Here is a 19,643-nt window from a genome sequence, read left to right as displayed (position 1 = left end):
GGCTGCTAGCGAGTCAGATGCGAAAAGCCCGGCACAAAGGCCGGGCTGTGGGGGTTAACTGCTGGCATTTGCCGTTTGTAATCGCTCCTGTTCCAGCTCGGAAACCGGCTTGTTTTGCAGCACGGTCCAGATCACGATGGCGGCCAGAATATCGAACACCGACAGGGCGGCGAACAGCGGACTGAAGCCTATGGTGTCAGCCAATGCGCCGACCACCAGAGCGAACATGGTGCTCGCCGTCCATGCAGCCATACCTGTCAGCCCGTTGGCGGTAGCGACTTCGTTGCGGCCAAAGACGTCCGACGACAGGGTGATCAGCGCGCCGGACAGTGCCTGGTGGGCAAAGCCCCCGATGCACAGTAAGGCGATGGCGACATAAGGGCTGGTGAACAAGCCGATCATGCCTGGGCCAATCATTAGTACAGCGCCCAGGGTGACCACCAGTTTGCGTGAGACGATCAGGTTGACGCCGAAATGCTTTTGGAAGAATGGCGGCAGATAGCCACCCAGGATGCAGCCGAAATCGGCGAACAGCATCGGCATCCAGGCGAACATGGCAATTTCTTTCAGGTTAAAGCCGTAAGCCTTGAACATGAACAGCGGGATCCAGGCGTTGAAGGTCCCCCAGGCGGGCTCTGCCAGGAAACGCGGTAACGCAATACCCCAGAACTGGCGGTTACGCAGGATCTGCCAGGCGGACATCTTCTTGGCATTGCTGGTCTGGTGGTGCGCTTCCTGACCATCCAGAATGTAGCTACGTTCTTCGGAACTGAGTTTCTTCTGGTCTTTCGGGTGTTTATAGAAGATCAGCCAGCAGATGGCCCAGATCAGGCTCAGGACACCGGTAATGATAAACGCCATTTCCCAGCTATGTGCCACAATCGCCCAGACCACCAAGGGGGGAGCAAGCATCGCGCCCACCGAGGAGCCGACGTTAAAGTAACCCACCGCAATGGAGCGCTCTTTGGCCGGGAACCATTCGCTACTGGCTTTCAGCCCGGCAGGGATCATCGCCGCTTCGGCCATACCAACCGCACCACGGGCCATCGCCAGACCGACCCAACTGTTGGCCAGCGCGGTGCCCATACAGAAGATGGCCCACAGGATGGCAAACATCGCATAGCCGATTTTAGTGCCTAGCACGTCGAGGATATAGCCTGCAACGGGCTGCATCAGGGTATAGCAGGCTGAATAGGCGGCAACAATATAGGAATACTGTTGGGTCGTGATCCCCAGTGAACCTTCCAGCGAGGGGGCGGCGACGGACATCGCATTGCGGGTCAGATAACCGAGCACGGTGCCGATAGTCACCAGGCCGATCATATACCAGCGTAAGCCTTTAATTTTACGCATCCCAAATCTCTCCCAGTCTTAATATTTCGGCCACCGGCAAGCCCGCGGCGGTCATGGTGGTGATTCCCTTTCATCTGGTTGCCGGTATTCCGCTTACCGACGCCGCCCTGCGCGTTGTCATCGAACCGTGGTTATAAACCAGTAGCAGGGTGGCGAGAAGATAACTTGTCATACAGATTTAAAAGTTGAGTGATATCACAAAAACCATTATTTTTTTAAGTGATAATGCTTGGCATCATATGGCATTGATTTAATGGTGTCCGTCTGGATAGGTGTTTAGAGGCCGTAATAATGGCCATCCAAGGTGAAAATCCGCTAGACTCCGCATTAAATTGGTGTGATAACTTTTCGCGAGTTGACAGCAAGGTTAGCCAGGACAAAAGGTGAGGAACCCACTATGGCCACGTTTTTGAGCGATGATTTCTTGTTAGACAGTGAATTTGCCCGCCGCCTATATCATGACTATGCGGCGGATCAGCCTATTTTCGACTATCACTGCCATTTGCCACCGCAACAGATTGCCGATAATTATCGTTTTAAAAACATGTACGATATCTGGCTGAAGGGCGACCACTATAAGTGGCGCGCGATGCGTACCAACGGCGTGGCTGAACGCCTGTGTACCGGCGATGCTTCTGACCGGGAAAAATTTGATGCCTGGGCGGCAACGGTGCCACATACCATTGGCAACCCGCTGTATCACTGGACACACCTGGAACTGCGCCGTCCGTTTGGCATCACCGGTAAGCTACTCTCCCCGACTACCGCAGATGAAATCTGGCAGCGTGGTAATGAACTGCTTTCGCAGGAAGCTTTCAGCGCTCGCGGCATCATGAAACAGATGAAGGTGAAAATGGTGGGCACCACCGACGATCCGATCGACGATCTGCGCCACCATCAAGCCATCGCCGCCGACAGCAGCTTCGATATCAAAGTATTGCCAAGCTGGCGCCCAGACAAGGCCTTCAATATTGAAGCCGCCGGGTTTAATGACTATATGCGACAGCTGGAAGCCGCCGCAGACACGTCCATCAGCCGCTTCAGCGATTTGTGCGATGCGTTGAAAAAACGCCTGGATCACTTTGCCGCTCACGGTTGCAAGGTTTCGGATCACGCGTTAGACGTGGTGATGTACGGCGAGGCCGATGAGGCAACCCTAGACAAGATCCTGGCCCAGCGCCTCAGCGGAGAGTTGCCAACGCCACAGCAGGTTGCCCAGTTCAAGACCGCCGTCCTGCTGTTCCTGGCTGCTGAATATCAGCGCCGCGAATGGGTGCAGCAATACCACATCGGCGCATTGCGTAATAACAATAGCCGGATGTTCACTACTATCGGCCCGGATATTGGCTTCGATTCCATTAACGATCAGCCGGTAGCCGAATCACTGTCGCGCCTGCTGGATGCTCAAGCCAAGCAGGGGGCGTTGCCGAAGACCATTCTTTACTGCCTGAACCCACGGGATAACGAAGTGATCGGCACCATGGTCGGCAACTTCCAGGGGGAAGGTACGCCGGGCAAGATCCAGTTTGGTTCAGGCTGGTGGTTTAACGATCAGAAAGACGGCATGCAGCGCCAGATGACGCAGTTGGCGCAGCTTGGGCTACTTAGCCGCTTTGTGGGCATGCTGACCGACAGCCGCAGCTTCCTTTCCTACACGCGTCACGAATACTTCCGCCGTATCCTGTGCCAGATGATTGGCCGCTGGGTGGAAGATGGCGAAGCACCGGCGGATATTGCGTTGCTGGGTGAGATGGTGAAAAACATCTGCTTCGATAATGCCAAACACTATTTTGCTATCGAATTAGCGTAGTTACAGCTCGAGGTTGGTTTATGCAAAGCATCATAAAAATCCATGCAAAAGATAATGTGGCGGTTGCACTGTGTGATTTGGCGGCTGGTGACCAGCCTGTCTGGGAAGGGCAGGCGATCACACTGGCGCAAGACGTTGCTCGGGGGCACAAGTTTGCCCTTGAACCGATCGCTGCCGGTGAGATGATCGTCAAGTATGGCTTGCCGATCGGTTATGCGCTGGAGGCCATTGCTGCGGGCGAACATATTCATTCGCAAAATGCCAAAACCAACCTGAGCGATCTCGATAGCTACCAGTATCAACCGGAGTTCCAGACCTTACCGGCGCAGGCGGCAGATCGTGACGTACAGATTTACCGCCGCAGCAACGGTGAGGTAGGGATCCGCAACGAACTGTGGATCATCCCGACCGTGGGCTGTGTAAACGGCATCGCCCGTCAGATCCTGCAGCGTTTTCTGAAGGAAACCGGGGAAGCAGAAGGGATCGACGGCGTGCATCTGTTCAGCCACCCCTTCGGCTGCTCACAGCTCGGGCAGGATCATGAAAATACCCGTACCATGCTGCAAAATATGGTGCGTCACCCTAATGCGGGTGCGGTTCTGGTGATTGGCCTGGGCTGTGAGAACAACCAGGTGGATGCCTTCCGCAGTACCCTGGGTGAGTTTGATGAGCAGCGCGTACGCTTTATGGTCTGCCAGCAACAGGATGATGAAGTTGCCGACGGATTGGCACATTTGCATGCGTTATACCAGATTATGCGCGACGATCGTCGCCAGCTGGGAAAACTCAGCGAGCTGAAGTTTGGCCTGGAATGTGGGGGATCGGACGGTTTATCGGGGATCACGGCTAACCCGTTATTGGGCTGCTTCTCGGATTATGTGATTGCCAACGGCGGCACCACGGTGCTGACCGAAGTACCGGAAATGTTTGGTGCCGAGCGCATTCTGATGAGCCGCTGCCGTGATGAAGAGACCTTTGAAAAAACCGTCAGCATGGTCAACGACTTCAAACAGTATTTTATTGCCCACAACCAACCGATTTACGAGAACCCTTCGCCGGGCAACAAGGCGGGTGGCATCACCACGTTAGAAGAGAAATCTCTGGGCTGTACCCAAAAAGCCGGGCAGAGCCAGGTGGTGGACGTGTTGAAATACGGTGAACGCCTGCGTCTGCCGGGGCTGAACCTGCTGAGTGCGCCGGGCAATGATGCGGTCGCTACCAGCGCGCTGGCGGGAGCCGGGTGCCATATGGTGCTGTTCAGCACCGGGCGGGGGACACCTTACGGTGGCTTTGTGCCAACGGTAAAGCTGGCGACCAACTCGGAGCTGGCGGCGAAGAAACCGCACTGGATCGATTTTGACGCAGGCCGCCTGATCCACGGCTTGCCGATGTCGCAGATGCTGGAGCAGTTTGTCGATCTGATCGTGGACATTGCCGATGGGGCACCGGCGCGTAATGAAGTGAATGATTTCCGCGAGTTGGCGATCTTTAAAAGCGGTGTCACGTTGTAAAGCCTAGCCGGCGGGAGTAGCATAAAACGGCGTTTTGTTTTAAACGCCTTGCTACTACCGCCCCAGGATCTCCCTAATGACGTTTTATTGGTTTGCGCAGTCTGTTGGCGTGCTGGCTTTTTTGGTCGGTATCACCAGCTTTTTTAATCGCGATGACCAGCGTTTCAAACTGCAACTGTCGGGCTACAGCCTGATTATCGGCATTCACTTTATCCTGATGGGAGCGAATGCCGCAGGGAGTAGCGCACTGCTTAGCGCCTGCCGCAACCTGGTTTCGATGAAGACTCGCAGCCTATGGGTGATGTGGATCTTTATCTCCCTTACGCTGATCATTGGTTTATCCCGCTTCCACCACTGGATCGAACTGCTACCGATTTGCGGCACGACCGTCAGCACCTGGGCCTTGTTCCGCACCCGGGGTTTGACCACCCGCTGCGTAATGTGGTGCTCAACGGCCTGTTGGGTCACCCACAACATCTGGCTTGGCTCGATCGGGGGTTCGCTGATTGAAGGCAGTTTCCTGCTGATGAACGGTTTCAACATTATCCGCTTCCGCCGCCTGCAATTGCGCGGCATCGATCCTTTTGCGGTCGAAAAAAAGGCGTCTGATGAAGAGTGCCAGACCCCTCACCCTAACCCTCTCCCACAGGGAGAGGGAACCGATCGAGTTCGTTGATTGCTTTGAGTACTACCTTGCCTTTCTTGTTCTTACTCCTGGAGTTGAAATAGTAGGGGCTATCAGTTCCCTTTCGCACAAGGGGACCGATCGAGTGGATTTGAAATTGTAGTGACTCATTGGATGAGGGGGGATCGAGTTTGCTGAGATTGCCTTTCTACTTGCAAAAGAGCAGGGACTAACAGCTCCCTCTCCCTGTGGGAGAGGGTTGGGGTGAGGGGACTTAGCGAATTTTCAGCGGATCTTCATTGGCCAAACGCTGGTCTTCTGCCTGACAGGCTGCTGCGGTAAACAGCACGTCGGTGGAGGAGTTGAGCGCGGTTTCAGCCGAGTCCTGCAGTACGCCGATGATAAAGCCGACGGCAACGACCTGCATTGCAATTTCATTGGGAATACCGAACATGTTGCAAGCCAGCGGGATCAACAGCAGTGAACCACCGGCCACGCCGGAAGCCCCACAGGCGCAGATCGCCGCAACCACGCTCAGCAGCAGTGCAGTCGGCACATCTACAGGAATGCCCAGCGTATGAACCGCCGCCAGCGTCAACACGGTGATGGTGATCGCGGCACCGGCCATGTTGATGGTCGCCCCTAACGGAATAGAAACCGAATAGGTATCTTCGTTCAGATTCAGCTTTCTGCTCAGTTCCATATTCACCGGAATGTTGGCTGCGGAGCTGCGGGTAAAGAAGGCGGTAACGCCGCTTTCGCGCAGGCAGGTGAACACCAGTGGATAAGGATTACGGCGGATCTTCCAGTAAACGATCAGCGGGTTCAGCACCAACGCCACCAGCAGCATACAGCCGATCAGCACGAACAGTAGTTGAGCATAGCCCCACAGTGCGCTGAAGCCGGTATCGGCCAGGGTCGATGCCACCAGGCCAAAGATACCCAGCGGCGCAAAGCGGATCACCGCACGAACCACCATAGTCACGGCATGGGACATATCGGTGATTAACGATTTGGTGTTATCAGAGGCATGGCGCAGCGCCAGCCCCAGACCCACGGCCCAGGCCAGGATGCCGATATAGTTGGCGTTGATCAGCGCATGGAATGGGTTCGCCACCACGCTCATCAGCAAGCCTTTGAGCACTTCAACGATGCCACCCGGCGGATTGATGTCGGTGGTGCCCACGGCCAGCGCCAGCGTTGAGGGGAAAATAAAGCTGATCACCACGGCGGTCAGCGCGGCGGCAAAGGTACCCAGCAGGTAGAGGAACAGGATGGGGCGGATATTGGTTTTTTGGCCCTGCTTATGGTTGGCAATGGAGGCCATGACCAACACCAGTACCAGCAGCGGTGCCACCGCCTTCAGCGCGCCAACGAACAGCGAGCCGAGCAGGCCAACGGCTGCCGCTGCGGCTGGCGAAACCAGTGCCACCACAATGCCCGCTGCCAGGCCGATCAATATTTGTTTAACCAGGCTGCCCTGAGTGATGCGTCGTAATAGTTTATTCATGATGCGCTTGCGTTTCCGCTCCCTGAGAATGTGATGTACAGATTGCTGCGCCTCGGCTGAAACGTGGCCGGGCAACTTATCGTCATATCTGTAACTAAGTATGTTTGCCATGCCAGTATTCAGTAAACGGGGGATCTTGGAAAGGGGAGAAGATGAAATTACCTGCATGGATCAATGATTGATAACATGCTGTTTACATTTGTGTGATCGTCATAACATTTGGCGTTTATGGCTATTTGCCAAATAATCGCGGGGCGTCTAGCGCCCCGGATAACAGATTATGGTGACTAACCTCAACCGACCCCGGCCAATGGCTGCTGGGCCCCGAGGCTGGCGACAAAGTCCTGCAGCAACAACTGGCTGAACGGGGTATCGCTAACCTGTTGTTGTTTAAGCTGATAAATTTGCTGTTTGGCCGGTTCCAACTCGCTGAGCCAGCTCAAGTAGCGCTGCATGATCGCCCCGTTAAACTCCGGGTGGAACTGGGTGGTCAGAGCGTTATCGCCGTAACGCAGGATTTGGCAGGCGTCCTGTTGCGAGCGGGCCAGCACTTCAGCCCCTGGCGGCGGCGTTAGTACGCTTTGCGCATGGATCAGGTTCACGTTGAAGCGCGCAGGCAGGGTGGCAAGACGCTTATCTGAGCGGGCAGCGGGTAATAACTCGATCTCGAGAGTGCCAACCTCCATGCCCTGCGGGTGGTAGCCCACCTCGCCGCCCAGCGCATAAGCCAGAAGCTGGTGGCCGTAGCACACGCCAAAGATCGGCAGATTGATTTGCATTGCCTGGCGCAACCATTCTGCCGCCCGTTCGCTCCAGGGAAGCCGTTCGGTCACCATCGCGGCTGAACCGGTGATCACCACGCCGCAGTAATCTTCCGGAGGCAATGGCGTCTCACCGGCGAGAACGTGCACGATATGTACTCGATCTGCGGCGATATTCCCCTGTCGCATGAACATCTGCTCAAAGTTGGCCTGCTCCTGCTGGATCATCTGCGGTGCATCACCGGTTTGCATCAACAACAGCGGTTTCATCTCATTCTCCGTCAGCGGGGAACACTACGCCGGTCTGGCGGCGGATCTCCGTCAGCAGGCTGGCGACGATCAGGGAATTTTCCAGGCCCTCATGCTCGACCTGCCGTTTTTCCACCAGTTCGGCAAACACTTGCGCTTCATACAGCATGGTATTGATGTGTTGTGGCTGGGTCAGCACCTGGCTATTTTCACCGCGCGGCGTCAGCACCACGCCTTGGGCTTCGGAGATTTTTTCGATCACCAGCGTACCTTCTTCGCCCTGGATCTCACTCGGAATGTCAGAGTTGCTGACCTTGGAATGGCTGATCACCACGTCAAAGTCACCATAGTTCAGGCACACGCTGCCGTGGGCATCGACCCCGGTATCGAGCAATGTTGCGCTAGCCAATACCGACTGCGGTGCACCAAACAGCGCCACGGTGCTGGCCACGCAGTAATAGCCAATGTCCATGATCGAGCCGTTGGAAAAGTGTGGATTGAAGGTGTTTGGATTTTCACCGGCCAGGTAACGGGGATAGCGAGAGGAGTATTGGCAATAGTTGATAAATGCCTTACGCAGTTTGCCAATCTTCGGCAATGCCTGTTGCAGGATAAGAAAATTGGGCAAGTGGGCGCTTTTGAACGCTTCAAACAGCACTACCTGATGTTCCCGTGCGCAGGCCACCAGCTGTTCCACTTCGCGCAGATTTGACGCCAGCGGCTTCTCGCAAATCACGTGTTTTTTATGGCTGAGGAATAGCATAGATTGTTGGCAGTGCAGAGAGTTGGGGCTGGCAATATACACTGCATCAATCACGTCGGATTGCGCCAGCGCTTCCAGTGAGTCAAAGAAGTGTTCGACCGGGTAGTTGGCGCCAAAGGCCTGCGCTTGTTCGAGCTTACGCGAATAGATGGCGGTCAGCCTCATCTTGCCGCTTTCGTGAGCCGCATCGATAAAACGTTCGGTGATCCAGTTGGTGCCGACAACAGCAAAGCGAATCATGGGTGACTCCAGTTTCCACAGGAAGATAGCTCAGGGGACCAGATTATCACGCCGCAAAGATTAGGCGAATATTTGCTTAAAAAGGCTGATTATTCATAGAGTTCACCAAACAAGGAAAGATGGGTCAGATACAGACGGGTATCAAACTCCAACTGGTGATAGCTGGGTTCCATATGGCAGCAAAGGCTGTAAAACGCCTTGTTGTGGTCTTTCTCTTTCAGGTGCGCTAATTCGTGGACCACGATCATGCGCAGGAAAGGTTCCGGGGCATTTTTAAACACCGTCGCCACGCGGATCTCGGCTTTGGCTTTCAGCTTGCCACCTTGCACCCGGGAAATGGCGGTATGCAGCCCCAAAGCGTGCTTCATCACCTGGATTTTGCTGTCGTAGGCCACCTTGCTCAGCGGTTGAGCATTACGCAGATACTGATTTTTCAGATCGACGGTAAACTGATAAAGCGATTTGTCGGTGGTGCAGCCATGAACCTGCGGATAGCGTTGCAACAAAACCTCGCCCAGACGCTGTTGCTGGATGAGTTGTTGCACCTGCATTTGCAGATGATCGGGGTAGCCTTGCAGGTAGCTCAGTTCAGACATGTTATTCAGTATTCAGTGGTAAACCGGGGTGAGCATTGTATGACGTTTTCTTGCTCAAATCCCTTAAAGGGTAATTAATCCCAAAAAACATTTTACTGCCGAGCGTTTTTAGGGGATAAACAGCCCAAATTTATCATTCAGGAGGGGCAATGAGCCAACTCGATCTGGGAACACAGCAACTTGAGCTGGAGCGTTATCCCCAACAGGAAGAAGCCACCCAGCTGCAGGCGTGGGAAGCGGCGGACGAATATCTGCTGCAACAGTTGGAAAATGTCGACATCGGCGAACGCCCGGTACTGATTTTCAACGACAACTTTGGCACGTTAGCCTGTGCTCTGCATGGCTATAAGCCTTACAGCATCAGCGATTCTTACATGAGCCAGTTGGCGACGCGCCATAACCTCAAGCTCAATGAGCTCGATGTTGAACAGGTCACCTTGCAAGACAGCCTGGCCGAACTGCCTGCCAACCCGGCGGTGGTATTGATCCGTATCCCGAAAGCGCTGGCGCTGCTGGAGCAGCAATTACGTGCCCTGCGTGACGTGGTGGCACCCGATACGCTGATCGTGGCCGGTGCCAAAGCGCGTGACGTGCATACCTCGACCATGCAAGTGTTTGAGCGGGTGCTTGGCCCAACCCGCACCAGCCTGGCCTGGAAAAAGGCCCGCCTGATTTATTGCCAGGTCGCTGACATCGTGCCACCGGCAGCGCCGGAAACCACCGACTGGCTGCTCGATGGCACGGACTGGCTGATCCACAACCATGCCAACGTGTTCTCACGCGGTAGCCTGGATATTGGCGCACGCCTGTTCCTGGAAAATCTGCCGAAGGATTTGCAGGGCCATATTGTCGATCTCGGCTGTGGCAACGGCATTATCGGGATGCGAGCTTTGGTGCAAAACCCGCAAGCGCAGATGACCTTCGTCGATGAGTCTTACATGGCGGTGGCGTCCAGTGAACTGAACGTGGCACACAACCTGCCGCAAGAGATGGATCGCTGTCAGTTTGAAGTGAACAACTCGCTGGCGGGCATTGAGCGTGAAAGCCTGCAGGCGGTACTGTGCAATCCACCGTTCCATCAGCAGCATGCGATCACCGATCACACCGCCTGGCAGATGTTCTGCGACGCCAAGCGCTGCCTGCAAGTAGGTGGTGAGCTGTGGATCGTGGGCAACCGCCATCTGGATTACTACCAGAAGCTGAGGCGTTTATTCGGCAACTGCACCACCGTGGCCTCCAACCAGAAGTTCTTGATCCTCAAAGCGGTCAAGTCTGGCGCGCGCTATTGATGTAGGGGCGCAGCATTATACTGCGCCCGTCTAATCAATGGGTTACAGAGCCATTGCCAACCGCGTGCCCTGATCGATAGCGCGGCGGGCATCCAGCTCGGCGGCCACGTCGGCACCGCCAATCAGATGCACCGTTTTCCCCATCTCCAGCAGCGGTTGCTGCAATTCACGGCGCGGTTCCTGCCCAGCACAAATCACCACCGTATCCACCGGCAAGCAGCTTTCCTGCTCGGCGCGCAGGATATGCAGCCCTTCATCGTCAATGCGTTGATAGCTCACGCTATTGAGCATTTTCACGCCACGTACCGCCAGGCTGGTGCGATGGATCCAACCGGTGGTTTTACCCAGCCCTTCACCTACCTTGCTGGTTTTGCGTTGCAACAGGAATATCTGGCGTGGTGAGGCTGGCACTTCCGGCCCTTGAGGGCTGAGGCCCCCGCGCTGCTCGAGCTGCGAATCGATCCCCCATTCGCGGTTAAACGCTGCCGGATCCAGGCTACTGGAGGTGCCGTGCTGGCTAAGGTATTCGGCGACGTCGAAGCCAATTCCCCCGGCCCCGATGATGGCGACCCGTTGCCCAACCGGCTTTTTATCGCGTAAAACATCGAGATAGTTCACCACCTTGGCGTGCTCGATGCCCGCAATGGCTGGCATACGCGGCACGATGCCACAGGCCAGGATCACCTCATCGAAATCCGCCAGATCCTGCGGTTGCACCTGCTGCCCCAGCTTCAGCTCCACTTCATTGAGCGCCAACTGACGGCGGAAATAGCGCAACGTCTGGTGAAACTCCTCCTTGCCGGGGATTTGCTTGGCGATATTGAATTGGCCACCGATCTGCTCGGCGGCGTCAAACAGGGTTACCTGATGCCCACGGCTGGCGGCGGTGGTGGCAAACGCCAACCCGGCTGGCCCGGCCCCCACCACGGCCAATTTTTTAGGCGTTGCCGTGGCGATCAATGGCATTTCGGTTTCGCGACAGGCGCGAGGGTTGACCAGGCAGGAAGTGAGCTTGTGATCGAAAATCTGATCCAGACAGGCCTGATTGCAGCCGATGCAGGTGTTGATTTCGTCCGCACGGCCTTCTGCGGCTTTCTGCACGAACGCCGCATCCGCCAGGAACGGGCGTGCCATGGACACCATGTCGGCACAACCATCGGCCAACACCTGTTCCGCCACCGCAGGATCGTTGATGCGGTTGGTGGTGATCAGCGGGATCTTCACTTTGCCCATCAGCTTGCGCGTCACCCAACTGAACCCGGCGCGCGGCACCATGGTGGCGATGGTGGGAATACGCGCTTCGTGCCAGCCGATGCCGGTGTTGATCAGCGTTGCGCCAGCCTGTTCAATCGCCACGGCAAGCTGTTCGATCTCCTGCCAGTTGGAGCCATCCTCCACCAGATCGAGCATCGACAGGCGGTAGATCAGAATAAATTCCGGCCCGGTTGCCTCGCGCACGGCCCGCACGATTTCCACGGCGAAACGCATGCGGTTGCTGAAACTGCCGCCCCATTGGTCGATGCGCTGGTTGGTACGAGACACCAGGAACTGGTTAATCAGATAACCTTCAGACCCCATGACTTCCACGCCGTCATAGCCAGCCTGCTGAGCCAAAGCCGCGCAGTTGGCGAAGTCGGTAATAGTCTGTTCGACCTCTTGATGGGTGAGCGCTGCTGGGCTGAATGGGTTAATCGGTGCTTGCAGCGCAGAAGGAGCTACCGGCTGTGGCTGATAGCTATAGCGCCCGGTATGCAGGATTTGCAGGGCAATCTTGCCCCCAGCCTGATGGACTGCCTCAGTCACGATCCGGTGATGGGCAACCTGCTGTGGCTGGTTCAGAACCGATGCTCCACGATACACCACGCCTTTCTCATTAGGGGCAATACCGCCGGTCACGATCAGGGCGACACCGGCAGCGGCCCGCTCGGCATAGAATGCCGCCATACGCTCGGGGCCCTCAGGCAGTTCTTCCAGGCCGGTGTGCATCGAGCCCATCAACACCCGATTTTTCAGGGTAGTGAAGCCGAGATCCAGCGGCGCAAGCAGGTTGGGGTAAGCACGCATTGCAGTCTCCACAATATTTATCGTTATAGTTTTGGACGACCACTCAAGTGGTCGGATGAGATAAATCTAGCCGTTGTTGGCGCACTTGGGAAACGCGGATGTGCTGAATGTGATAGACCTCATGTTTGCAATCGGTATAAAAGATCGGCTAACATCGGCTCGCTTTATCCCTTTTCTCTCTGCGGAGCCATTACCGAAAATGAACAACCACACCTGCTGATATCTGGCCCTATACCGAGCACGCCCGTGCCGTATGGGGATGTTTTGATTTCATACAGGAGTGTTTATGGCTCATTTTGCGCAGTCCCCTTATTTCGTTTTACATCAATTAACCTGTCAGTTTGCCAATGGCGAAACGCTGTTTGGCCCGCTTAATCTGGCCGTTGAACAGCAGCACTGTGGCCTGGTGGGGCGTAACGGCGTGGGAAAAACTCGCCTGCTACGTCTGATTGCCGGGCTGGATCAACCCGCCTCAGGCCATATTGAAACGCAGGCAACCTTTGCCTATGTGGCGCAGCAGCCGCACTTCACCGAACAGACAACCCTGGCTACGCTGCTGGGCTACGGCGAGGTGTTTGCCGCCCAGGCCCGTCTTGAGCAAGGTTGCCCACGGCTGGACGATATCGATCGTCTTGAGGGCCAGTGGGATCTGGGGGATCGCCTGAGCACGGTTTTTGCGGCGGCTAGATTGCCTGATTTTGACCCGCAACGGCCAGCCGGAGCGCTGAGTGGCGGCGAGCGTATGCGTGCGGCTTTGTGTGGTGCGTTAATGTCGGGGGCCGATTTCCTGTTGCTGGACGAACCGACCAATCACCTCGATAGCACGGGCCGCGAATGGCTGTATCAGCAATTGGCGCAGTGGCGTGGTGGCCTGTTGATTGCCAGCCACGATCGGCAACTGCTGGCACGGATGCAGCGGATCGTCGAACTGACTCCCGAAGCACTGCGCAGCTACGGCGGCAATTATCACGAATACCATCGGCTGCGGGAGCAAGAGCAACAGGCGGCGCGTGCCCAACTGGAACATGCGGCGTTGGAAAGACGGCGCGTCCGCGCCCGCCAGCAGAAAGAACATGACAATTACCAGCGCCACTCCGCCCGTACGCTGAGAACCGTGGACTCGCTGAATATCGCCTCTTTTGAAAAAGCGGCCCTCAAAGGGGCTGCGCGCGACACGATGGGTACCTTGCGTAAACAGCATCAGGGGCAAAAGAACACACTGGATGAAGCGGTGCGCGAGGCGAGGGAACGGGTTGAAGAGGATAACCCGGTGATGCTGACTTTACCGGGCAGCACGGTGGCTGCAGGTAAGCAGGTGCTGGTACTGGAACAGTTACAGCTGCCGTTTGTCAGCTTACCGCCGCTCGACTGGCGGATGGATGGCCCGATGCGCGTCGCCATCACCGGCCCGAACGGTTGTGGCAAATCCACGCTGTTGAAGGTGATCCTGGGGCAACTGGCTGCCAGCGCTGGTTACTGCCATTGCTCGGTATCGCTGGCCTATCTCGATCAAAACCTGTCCCAGCTCGATCTGACGCGTTCGGTGGTCGATCATCTGGGTTTACAGGATACCCCGCTGGCCGAAGGAGTATTGCGTAGCCAACTGGCGCAGCTGCAACTGAATGCCGACCGGGTCACGCTGCCGTTGGCGGCATTGAGTGGTGGAGAGCGGTTGAAAGCGGCGCTGGCCTGTGTGCTGTGGCGGCATGAGCCTGCGCAACTCCTGCTGCTGGATGAACCGACCAACCATTTGGATCTGGCCTCATCGCAGGCAATTGAAGCGGCCTTGGCGGAGTTTCCTGGTGCGATGCTGGTGGTGTCGCACGATGAGGACTTCTTACAGGCGCTGCGATTGACCCATCGCTTGTCTTGGTCGGCAGCGGGTTGGTGCTTTCAAGCAATGTAACCCCGCCTGAGGGGCCAAGCTGGGGAGTTTTTGGTATACTTAAGGTCATTTTGTGAGGTTTCGAGACAATGACTATGACTCCAGTGGCAACAGCAGCCGAGGTAATTTATTACAACGGCACTATCTTCACCGCAGATGCGGAAAATCGTGTTTGTAGTGCGTTGGCGATAGGGCAGGGATACATTCTTGCGGTAGGGACTGATGAGCAGGTGCTTGCGCTGGCGACACCCACCACCGAACGCATCGATCTGCACGGTAAAATGATGATGCCGGGCCTGATCGACAGCCATATGCACCCATTCTGGGGGGGCAAACAGCTTAAGGGATGCAGCCTGCACTATGCGGCGCTGACGGTAGAGCAGACCTTGCAGCATATACAGGACCATCTGGATAAATATCCGGCTGGCGATGACGAATGGCTGACGGTGCGCGCCTGGCAGCGTCAGGCGATGATCCCGGTGGGGGCGGACATGAGTCGTGCTCTGCTGGACTCTCTGAACACCCGCCGCCCGGTAGCGTTGTTCGCTAACGATTGCCACACGCTGGCAGCTAACAGCCGTGCGCTGGAGATGTTGGGCATTGATGAAAATACGCCAGTGCCGCCAGATGGCAAGATCGCCCGCGATGCCGATGGTCAACTGACCGGGATCCTGGAAGATGCTCCGGCCATGCGCGCCTTCGACAGCATTCCTTCCGGCACGGCGGAACAGAACGTGCAGGTGGCGGCTCATGTGCAGCAGGTACTGCATGAGCAGGGCGTAACCACGGTGATGGACACCCGCGTGTTTGCGGAGCAACTGGAGGCTTTCGCCGTACTGCGCGATAGCGGTGAGCTGACCTTACGCGTGTTGGGGGCCAAAGAAGTCACGCCAGACAGCGTGCAAGGGCCGGAAGACGCTGCCCGTGCGGTGCAGGAAGTTGTCGCCTTTGCCGAACAGTGGAGCAGCCAGCCTTGGACGCCGCAGGCCGGGATCTCTGTTGACCATCTCAAGCTGTTCGTTGACGGCGTGTTGCAGCCACCGACCATGACGGCGGCGCTGCTGGAGCCTTACCGTGAACATCATGGGGAAGCCAAGAGTGAGCGTTATGGCGATCTCTACTTCACCACGCCGGTGCTGAACGCGCTGATCGTCGAGTGTGGCCGCGCTGGCCTGCATCCGCATACCCACACGGTAGGCGATGGCGCAATCGAGCAGGTGCTGGATGCGGTTGAGCTGATGCGAGCGGCCTGCCCGGGCAAGGATATCCGCCCAGGGTTGGCCCATAACGAACTGGTTGCGCCGCATCAGTATGCGCGTTTTGCCTCTTTGGCGGCAACGGCAGTGCTTTCGTTCCAGTGGGCCGGTTTACCGGGCGTACTGATCGATGAAGAGCGCGAGATGCTGGGTGAAGCCCGTTTCCCTCACCTGGAGCCCGCGGCACGCTTCCTGGATGCCGGTGCGCGGCTGGCCTATGGCAGCGACTGGCCAATCGATCGCCTGGATGAGTGGTATAACCTGCAGGTGGGGATGACCCGCCGGGCCTGGGATAGCGAAGGTAATCCTGCCGGGCCACGCCTGGACAACGATCGCGATCTGACCCTGATCGAAACGCTGCGCGCAGCCACCATCGATGCGGCCTACATGATCGCCAAAGAGCAGTATATTGGCTCGCTGGAAGTGGGCAAATTTGCTGATGCGATCGTCCTGCACCATAATCTGTTTGAGCAACCGGCAGAGAAACTGTACCAAACCCGCATCGAGCGGACGTTGGTGGGTGGGAAGATCAGCTATCAATCCTGATAGCAATGTGAATTAAGCGGTCATTTTTACCTGGAGGCGTTGCATGCAGCGCCTCGACAAATTCGGCAACATTGCCATGAAGGGTAATTTTTACCGCTTTTCCTCATCCTGCAAACAATAAATCAACGGGTTATGCCCCAGTTCTTTACCTATTGCCACCTGGTTTTCTGAAAGCGGATTGTTAGCTTCCCCGGCAGCCTAACTTGTGCCAGAATCCGTCCCCTTGTTTTTACCGCAGCGAATCAAATAGCCTATTGGGATTGGCCCTGAATAGCGCTGAGCTGCGCCAGGAGATGATACGGTAATGCCGCAAAACATTCGGTTGCAACGAGTTCTTAAAACCCCCGCCCTGGTTGCGTTTGGCCTTGCCTATATGGTGCCACTGGGCGTGTTTACCACCTACGGTCAGGTTACCGTGTTAAGCCAGGGCCACTTACCCATCGCTTATCTGGTTACCATCGTGACCATCCTGTTTACCGCCCTGAGCTATTGCCGGATGACCAACGCCATGCCGTTGGCAGGTTCGGCCTATTCCTACGTACAGCGCAGTTTTGGTGGTAAAACCGGTTTCCTGGTAGGTTGGGCGCAGATCCTCGATTATCTGTTCCTGCCAATGCTTAACTATCTGGTTTTAGGTATCTTCTTGCACGAGGCATTCCCGTCGATCCCTGCTTACGTGTTTATTCTTGGCTCCATTGCCAGCGTCAGCGCGCTGAATATTCTGGGCGTGCGCCTGCTTAGCTCGGTGAACTTCACGCTGATTGCCTTGCAGATGGTGTTCATCGTGCTGTTTATTGTACTGGCATTTAGCGAGGCCGATCTCAGCCCGGCGTCATTGATGAAACCGCTGTTGGTGGATGCTGGTGACTTCTCTGGTCTGATCGCCGGGGCTGCGGTGCTGTGCCTGGCCTTCCTGGGTTTTGACGCTATTGCCACCATGGCCGAAGAGGCCGCCGACGCCAAACGTACTCTGCCGCGCGCGATCCTGATTACCGTGATCTGTGCCGGTGGCATCTTTGTTGCCGTCTCCTACGCCGCGCATCTGGCCTATCCTGACTGGCAATCGCTGATCCCGCATCAGGACACCGCCAGCCTGATTATTTCGGAGCACGTGGGTGGCAAGTGGATGTACAACTTCTTTATGGCCACTTACCTCACTGGGGTGTATGCCTCCTCCATGTCTGCGCAAACCGGCGTCTCACGTATTTTCTACGCCATGGGGCGTGAAGGCGTATTGCCGCGCAAGGTGTTCTACCATCTGCACCCTCGTTTCCGCACCCCGTGGCGCGCGATCGTGTTTGTTGCCATCATCTCGCTGCTGGCGCTGTGGATGGATTTGAGCATGGTAGTGTCGATGATCAGCTTTGGCGCACTGGGGGCATTTACCTTCGTTAACCTCAGCGTGATCAAACACTTCCTGATTAACCAAAAACGCCGTGGGCTGAACGCGATGTTCAAATACGGTCTGCTGCCGCTGATTGGCTTCGGTATGTCGGTGTGGCTGTGGGTCAACCTGGATCCCGAAGCGCTGAAAGTGGGCTTCACCTGGCTGTTTGCCGGCTTTATTTATCTGCTGTGGCTGACCAAGGGGATGCGTCAGGATCCCCCATCCACCCAGGATGATATCAACCACCTGCTGGATTGATGGATTGCCCCTCACCCCAACCCTCTCCCACAGGGAGAGGGAGCTGTTAGTCCCTGCTCTTTTGGAAGTAAGGCGGTAATCTCAGCCAACTCGATCGTCCCCTCATCCAAGGTGCATCACCGAATTTTCAGGTTTACTCGACCAATGTCCCACAGGGAGAGGGAGCTGTTAGTCCCTGCTCTTTTGGCAGTAAATAGGCAATCTCAGCAAACGCGAATGTCCCTTCAACCAAGGCGAATCAGCCGGTGCTCATGAAGGATCACGATACTTTCAGCCCACTCGATCGGTTCCCTCTCCCTGTGGGAGTGTACAGACCGGGGACATCATGAACACTTGTTCGGGGACATGGTAGACACTTACAACATAGGTATGAGTACTTCTGAGTGGAGTTGCTTATGCCGTGGGATGAGAGATCTGCCATGTCATTACGTACCGAGTTTGTGCTTTTCGCCTCGCAAGAAGGCGCTAATATCCGTGCGCTATGCCGTCAGTTCGGCATAGCGCCTGCTACCGCATACAAGTGGTTACATCGCTGGCACTCTGATGGGCGCGCCGGTCTGAACGAACGTTCTCGAGCGCCACACCATTCCCCCAGCAGAACCTCTGACACCGTTGTCCAACATCTCCGCGCTGCACACCTGGCCCATCCGATGTGGGGCGCACGCAAGCTCAAGCGGTGGCTCGAGATGCAGGGGCATACGTTACCGGCCGCCAGCACCGTGCATAACCTCATGCGCCGCCATGACCTGCTACCGGGCGGTCCGTCACCGGCGCCCACCGTCGGACGCTTTGAACATGACGCCCCGAACCGACTCTGGCAGATGGACTTTAAAGGCCACTTCCCCTTCGCCGAAGGGCGTTGTCATCCGCTGACCTTGCTGGATGACCATTCGCGCTTCTCGCTCTGTCTGGCGCACTGCCCGGACGAGCGACGTGTCACCGTGCAGTCACAGTTGATAGCGGTGTTCGAACGTTATGGCTTGCCGGAGAGAATGACCATGGATAATGGTGCCCCCTGGGGCGACACGACGGGCAGTTGGACCGCGCTGGAACTGTGGCTGATGCGTCAGGGTATCCGGGTGGGTCACTCTCGGCCTTATCATCCTCAGACTCAGGGTAAGCTGGAGCGCTTCCACCGCAGCCTGAAGGCAGAGCTCCTGCAGGGACGGTGGTTTACCCATGCCGCGCAGTTGCAGGAGGTGTTCGACGCCTGGCGAGATACCTACAACCTGGAACGCCCACACGAAGCCCTGTCAATGGCGGTGCCAGCGTCCCGTTATCAGCCTTCATCGCGACAGTACAATGGCAATCCGGCGGCAGCCGAGTATGACGAGGGGGTCCTGGTCAGGAAAGTGGATGTCAGTGGAAAACTAAGCCTGAAAGGGATGGGTCTGAAAGTGGGCAAGGCCTTTATCGGTGAATATGTCGGGCTGAAGGAAAGTGAGAGAGAGGGCTACTACGAGATATGGTGGTACAGCACGAAAGTGGGGATGATCGACCTGAGAAATAGGTCGATCATCATGGGTAAAGGATGTTAAAA

At 56.3% G+C, this 19,643-nt stretch carries 14 protein-coding genes; 8 read left to right on the top strand and 6 right to left on the bottom strand.

Annotated features, from left to right (window positions below):
• Nucleotides 1-54 precede the first annotated feature (54 nt).
• Complete coding sequence (locus KGP16_RS23220; RefSeq protein WP_021180651.1) at nucleotides 55-1,353, bottom strand: MFS transporter; 1,299 nt, start codon at nucleotides 1,351-1,353, stop codon at nucleotides 55-57.
• Between the two features lie 397 nt (nucleotides 1,354-1,750).
• Between KGP16_RS23220 and uxaC the strand changes: the two genes are divergently transcribed.
• The 3 genes from uxaC (at nucleotide 1,751) to KGP16_RS23205 (ending at nucleotide 5,350) form a co-directional block, all read left to right on the top strand.
• Nucleotides 1,751-3,163 carry a glucuronate isomerase gene (gene uxaC / locus KGP16_RS23215; RefSeq protein WP_223500420.1) on the top strand — a complete coding sequence of 471 codons (1,413 nt, stop codon included), beginning with the start codon at nucleotides 1,751-1,753 and terminating at the stop codon, nucleotides 3,161-3,163.
• A 20-nt stretch (nucleotides 3,164-3,183) separates the two neighbouring features.
• Nucleotides 3,184-4,674 carry a UxaA family hydrolase gene (locus tag KGP16_RS23210; protein ID WP_223500419.1) on the top strand — a complete coding sequence of 497 codons (1,491 nt, stop codon included), beginning with the start codon at nucleotides 3,184-3,186 and terminating at the stop codon, nucleotides 4,672-4,674.
• Between the two features lie 76 nt (nucleotides 4,675-4,750).
• A complete protein-coding gene (locus KGP16_RS23205) occupies nucleotides 4,751-5,350 on the top strand; it encodes a YgjV family protein (RefSeq protein ID WP_059201904.1) in 600 nt (199 codons plus the stop codon).
• A 223-nt stretch (nucleotides 5,351-5,573) separates the two neighbouring features.
• Here the strand turns inward: KGP16_RS23205 and sstT are convergent, their stop codons facing one another.
• The 4 genes from sstT to KGP16_RS23185 form a co-directional block, all read right to left on the bottom strand.
• A complete protein-coding gene (gene sstT / locus KGP16_RS23200; protein ID WP_218520252.1) occupies nucleotides 5,574-6,809 on the bottom strand; it encodes a serine/threonine transporter SstT in 1,236 nt (411 codons plus the stop codon).
• A 293-nt stretch (nucleotides 6,810-7,102) separates the two neighbouring features.
• A complete protein-coding gene (locus tag KGP16_RS23195; protein WP_218520253.1) occupies nucleotides 7,103-7,840 on the bottom strand; it encodes a glutamine amidotransferase in 738 nt (245 codons plus the stop codon).
• 1 nt (nucleotide 7,841) lies between these two features.
• Complete coding sequence (locus KGP16_RS23190; RefSeq protein ID WP_218520254.1) at nucleotides 7,842-8,822, bottom strand: Gfo/Idh/MocA family protein; 981 nt, start codon at nucleotides 8,820-8,822, stop codon at nucleotides 7,842-7,844.
• 89 nt (nucleotides 8,823-8,911) lie between these two features.
• Complete coding sequence (locus tag KGP16_RS23185; protein WP_021806929.1) at nucleotides 8,912-9,418, bottom strand: M48 family metallopeptidase; 507 nt, start codon at nucleotides 9,416-9,418, stop codon at nucleotides 8,912-8,914.
• A gap of 149 nt (nucleotides 9,419-9,567) precedes the next feature.
• Here KGP16_RS23185 and rlmG point away from each other — a divergent pair, with 149 nt between their 5' ends.
• Nucleotides 9,568-10,707 carry a 23S rRNA (guanine(1835)-N(2))-methyltransferase RlmG gene (gene rlmG / locus KGP16_RS23180; protein ID WP_024483083.1) on the top strand — a complete coding sequence of 380 codons (1,140 nt, stop codon included), beginning with the start codon at nucleotides 9,568-9,570 and terminating at the stop codon, nucleotides 10,705-10,707.
• 42 nt (nucleotides 10,708-10,749) lie between these two features.
• On the opposite strand, the gene KGP16_RS23175 is transcribed toward rlmG, so the two are convergent.
• Complete coding sequence (locus KGP16_RS23175; RefSeq protein WP_223500418.1) at nucleotides 10,750-12,771, bottom strand: NADPH-dependent 2,4-dienoyl-CoA reductase; 2,022 nt, start codon at nucleotides 12,769-12,771, stop codon at nucleotides 10,750-10,752.
• 286 nt (nucleotides 12,772-13,057) lie between these two features.
• Between KGP16_RS23175 and KGP16_RS23170 the strand changes: the two genes are divergently transcribed.
• From KGP16_RS23170 to KGP16_RS23155, 4 genes are all read left to right on the top strand, one after another.
• Complete coding sequence (locus tag KGP16_RS23170) at nucleotides 13,058-14,677, top strand: ABC-F family ATP-binding cassette domain-containing protein (RefSeq protein ID WP_223500417.1); 1,620 nt, start codon at nucleotides 13,058-13,060, stop codon at nucleotides 14,675-14,677.
• 74 nt (nucleotides 14,678-14,751) lie between these two features.
• Nucleotides 14,752-16,458, top strand: coding sequence for an amidohydrolase (locus KGP16_RS23165; protein ID WP_209529611.1), 1,707 nt, complete (start codon nucleotides 14,752-14,754; stop codon nucleotides 16,456-16,458).
• A gap of 304 nt (nucleotides 16,459-16,762) precedes the next feature.
• The gene (locus tag KGP16_RS23160; protein ID WP_021806924.1) at nucleotides 16,763-18,103 is read left to right on the top strand and encodes an APC family permease; all 1,341 of its coding nucleotides are present in this window, start codon (nucleotides 16,763-16,765) and stop codon (nucleotides 18,101-18,103) included.
• 383 nt (nucleotides 18,104-18,486) lie between these two features.
• On the top strand, nucleotides 18,487-19,641 hold the full coding sequence (locus tag KGP16_RS23155; protein ID WP_371822648.1) for an IS481 family transposase: 1,155 nt from the start codon (nucleotides 18,487-18,489) through the stop codon (nucleotides 19,639-19,641).
• Nucleotides 19,642-19,643: the final 2 nt, after the last annotated feature.

This window comes from Serratia sp. JSRIV006 (assembly GCF_019968685.1).
Lineage (GTDB): Bacteria > Pseudomonadota > Gammaproteobacteria > Enterobacterales > Enterobacteriaceae > Chania > Chania fonticola_B.
This window is presented reverse-complemented; position numbering and strand designations above follow the sequence as displayed.

What these genes read in the sequence shown, in the direction of transcription:
- KGP16_RS23220 (WP_021180651.1), bottom strand. Translation starts at nt 1,353, where the DNA reads ATGCGTAAAATTAAAGGCTTACGCTGGTATATGATCGGCCTGGTGACT.
- uxaC (WP_223500420.1), top strand. Translation starts at nt 1,751, where the DNA reads ATGGCCACGTTTTTGAGCGATGATTTCTTGTTAGACAGTGAATTTGCC.
- KGP16_RS23210 (WP_223500419.1), top strand. Translation starts at nt 3,184, where the DNA reads ATGCAAAGCATCATAAAAATCCATGCAAAAGATAATGTGGCGGTTGCA.
- KGP16_RS23205 (WP_059201904.1), top strand. Translation starts at nt 4,751, where the DNA reads ATGACGTTTTATTGGTTTGCGCAGTCTGTTGGCGTGCTGGCTTTTTTG.
- sstT (WP_218520252.1), bottom strand. Translation starts at nt 6,809, where the DNA reads ATGAATAAACTATTACGACGCATCACTCAGGGCAGCCTGGTTAAACAA.
- KGP16_RS23195 (WP_218520253.1), bottom strand. Translation starts at nt 7,840, where the DNA reads ATGAAACCGCTGTTGTTGATGCAAACCGGTGATGCACCGCAGATGATC.
- KGP16_RS23190 (WP_218520254.1), bottom strand. Translation starts at nt 8,822, where the DNA reads ATGATTCGCTTTGCTGTTGTCGGCACCAACTGGATCACCGAACGTTTT.
- KGP16_RS23185 (WP_021806929.1), bottom strand. Translation starts at nt 9,418, where the DNA reads ATGTCTGAACTGAGCTACCTGCAAGGCTACCCCGATCATCTGCAAATG.
- rlmG (WP_024483083.1), top strand. Translation starts at nt 9,568, where the DNA reads ATGAGCCAACTCGATCTGGGAACACAGCAACTTGAGCTGGAGCGTTAT.
- KGP16_RS23175 (WP_223500418.1), bottom strand. Translation starts at nt 12,771, where the DNA reads ATGCGTGCTTACCCCAACCTGCTTGCGCCGCTGGATCTCGGCTTCACT.
- KGP16_RS23170 (WP_223500417.1), top strand. Translation starts at nt 13,058, where the DNA reads ATGGCTCATTTTGCGCAGTCCCCTTATTTCGTTTTACATCAATTAACC.
- KGP16_RS23165 (WP_209529611.1), top strand. Translation starts at nt 14,752, where the DNA reads ATGACTCCAGTGGCAACAGCAGCCGAGGTAATTTATTACAACGGCACT.
- KGP16_RS23160 (WP_021806924.1), top strand. Translation starts at nt 16,763, where the DNA reads ATGCCGCAAAACATTCGGTTGCAACGAGTTCTTAAAACCCCCGCCCTG.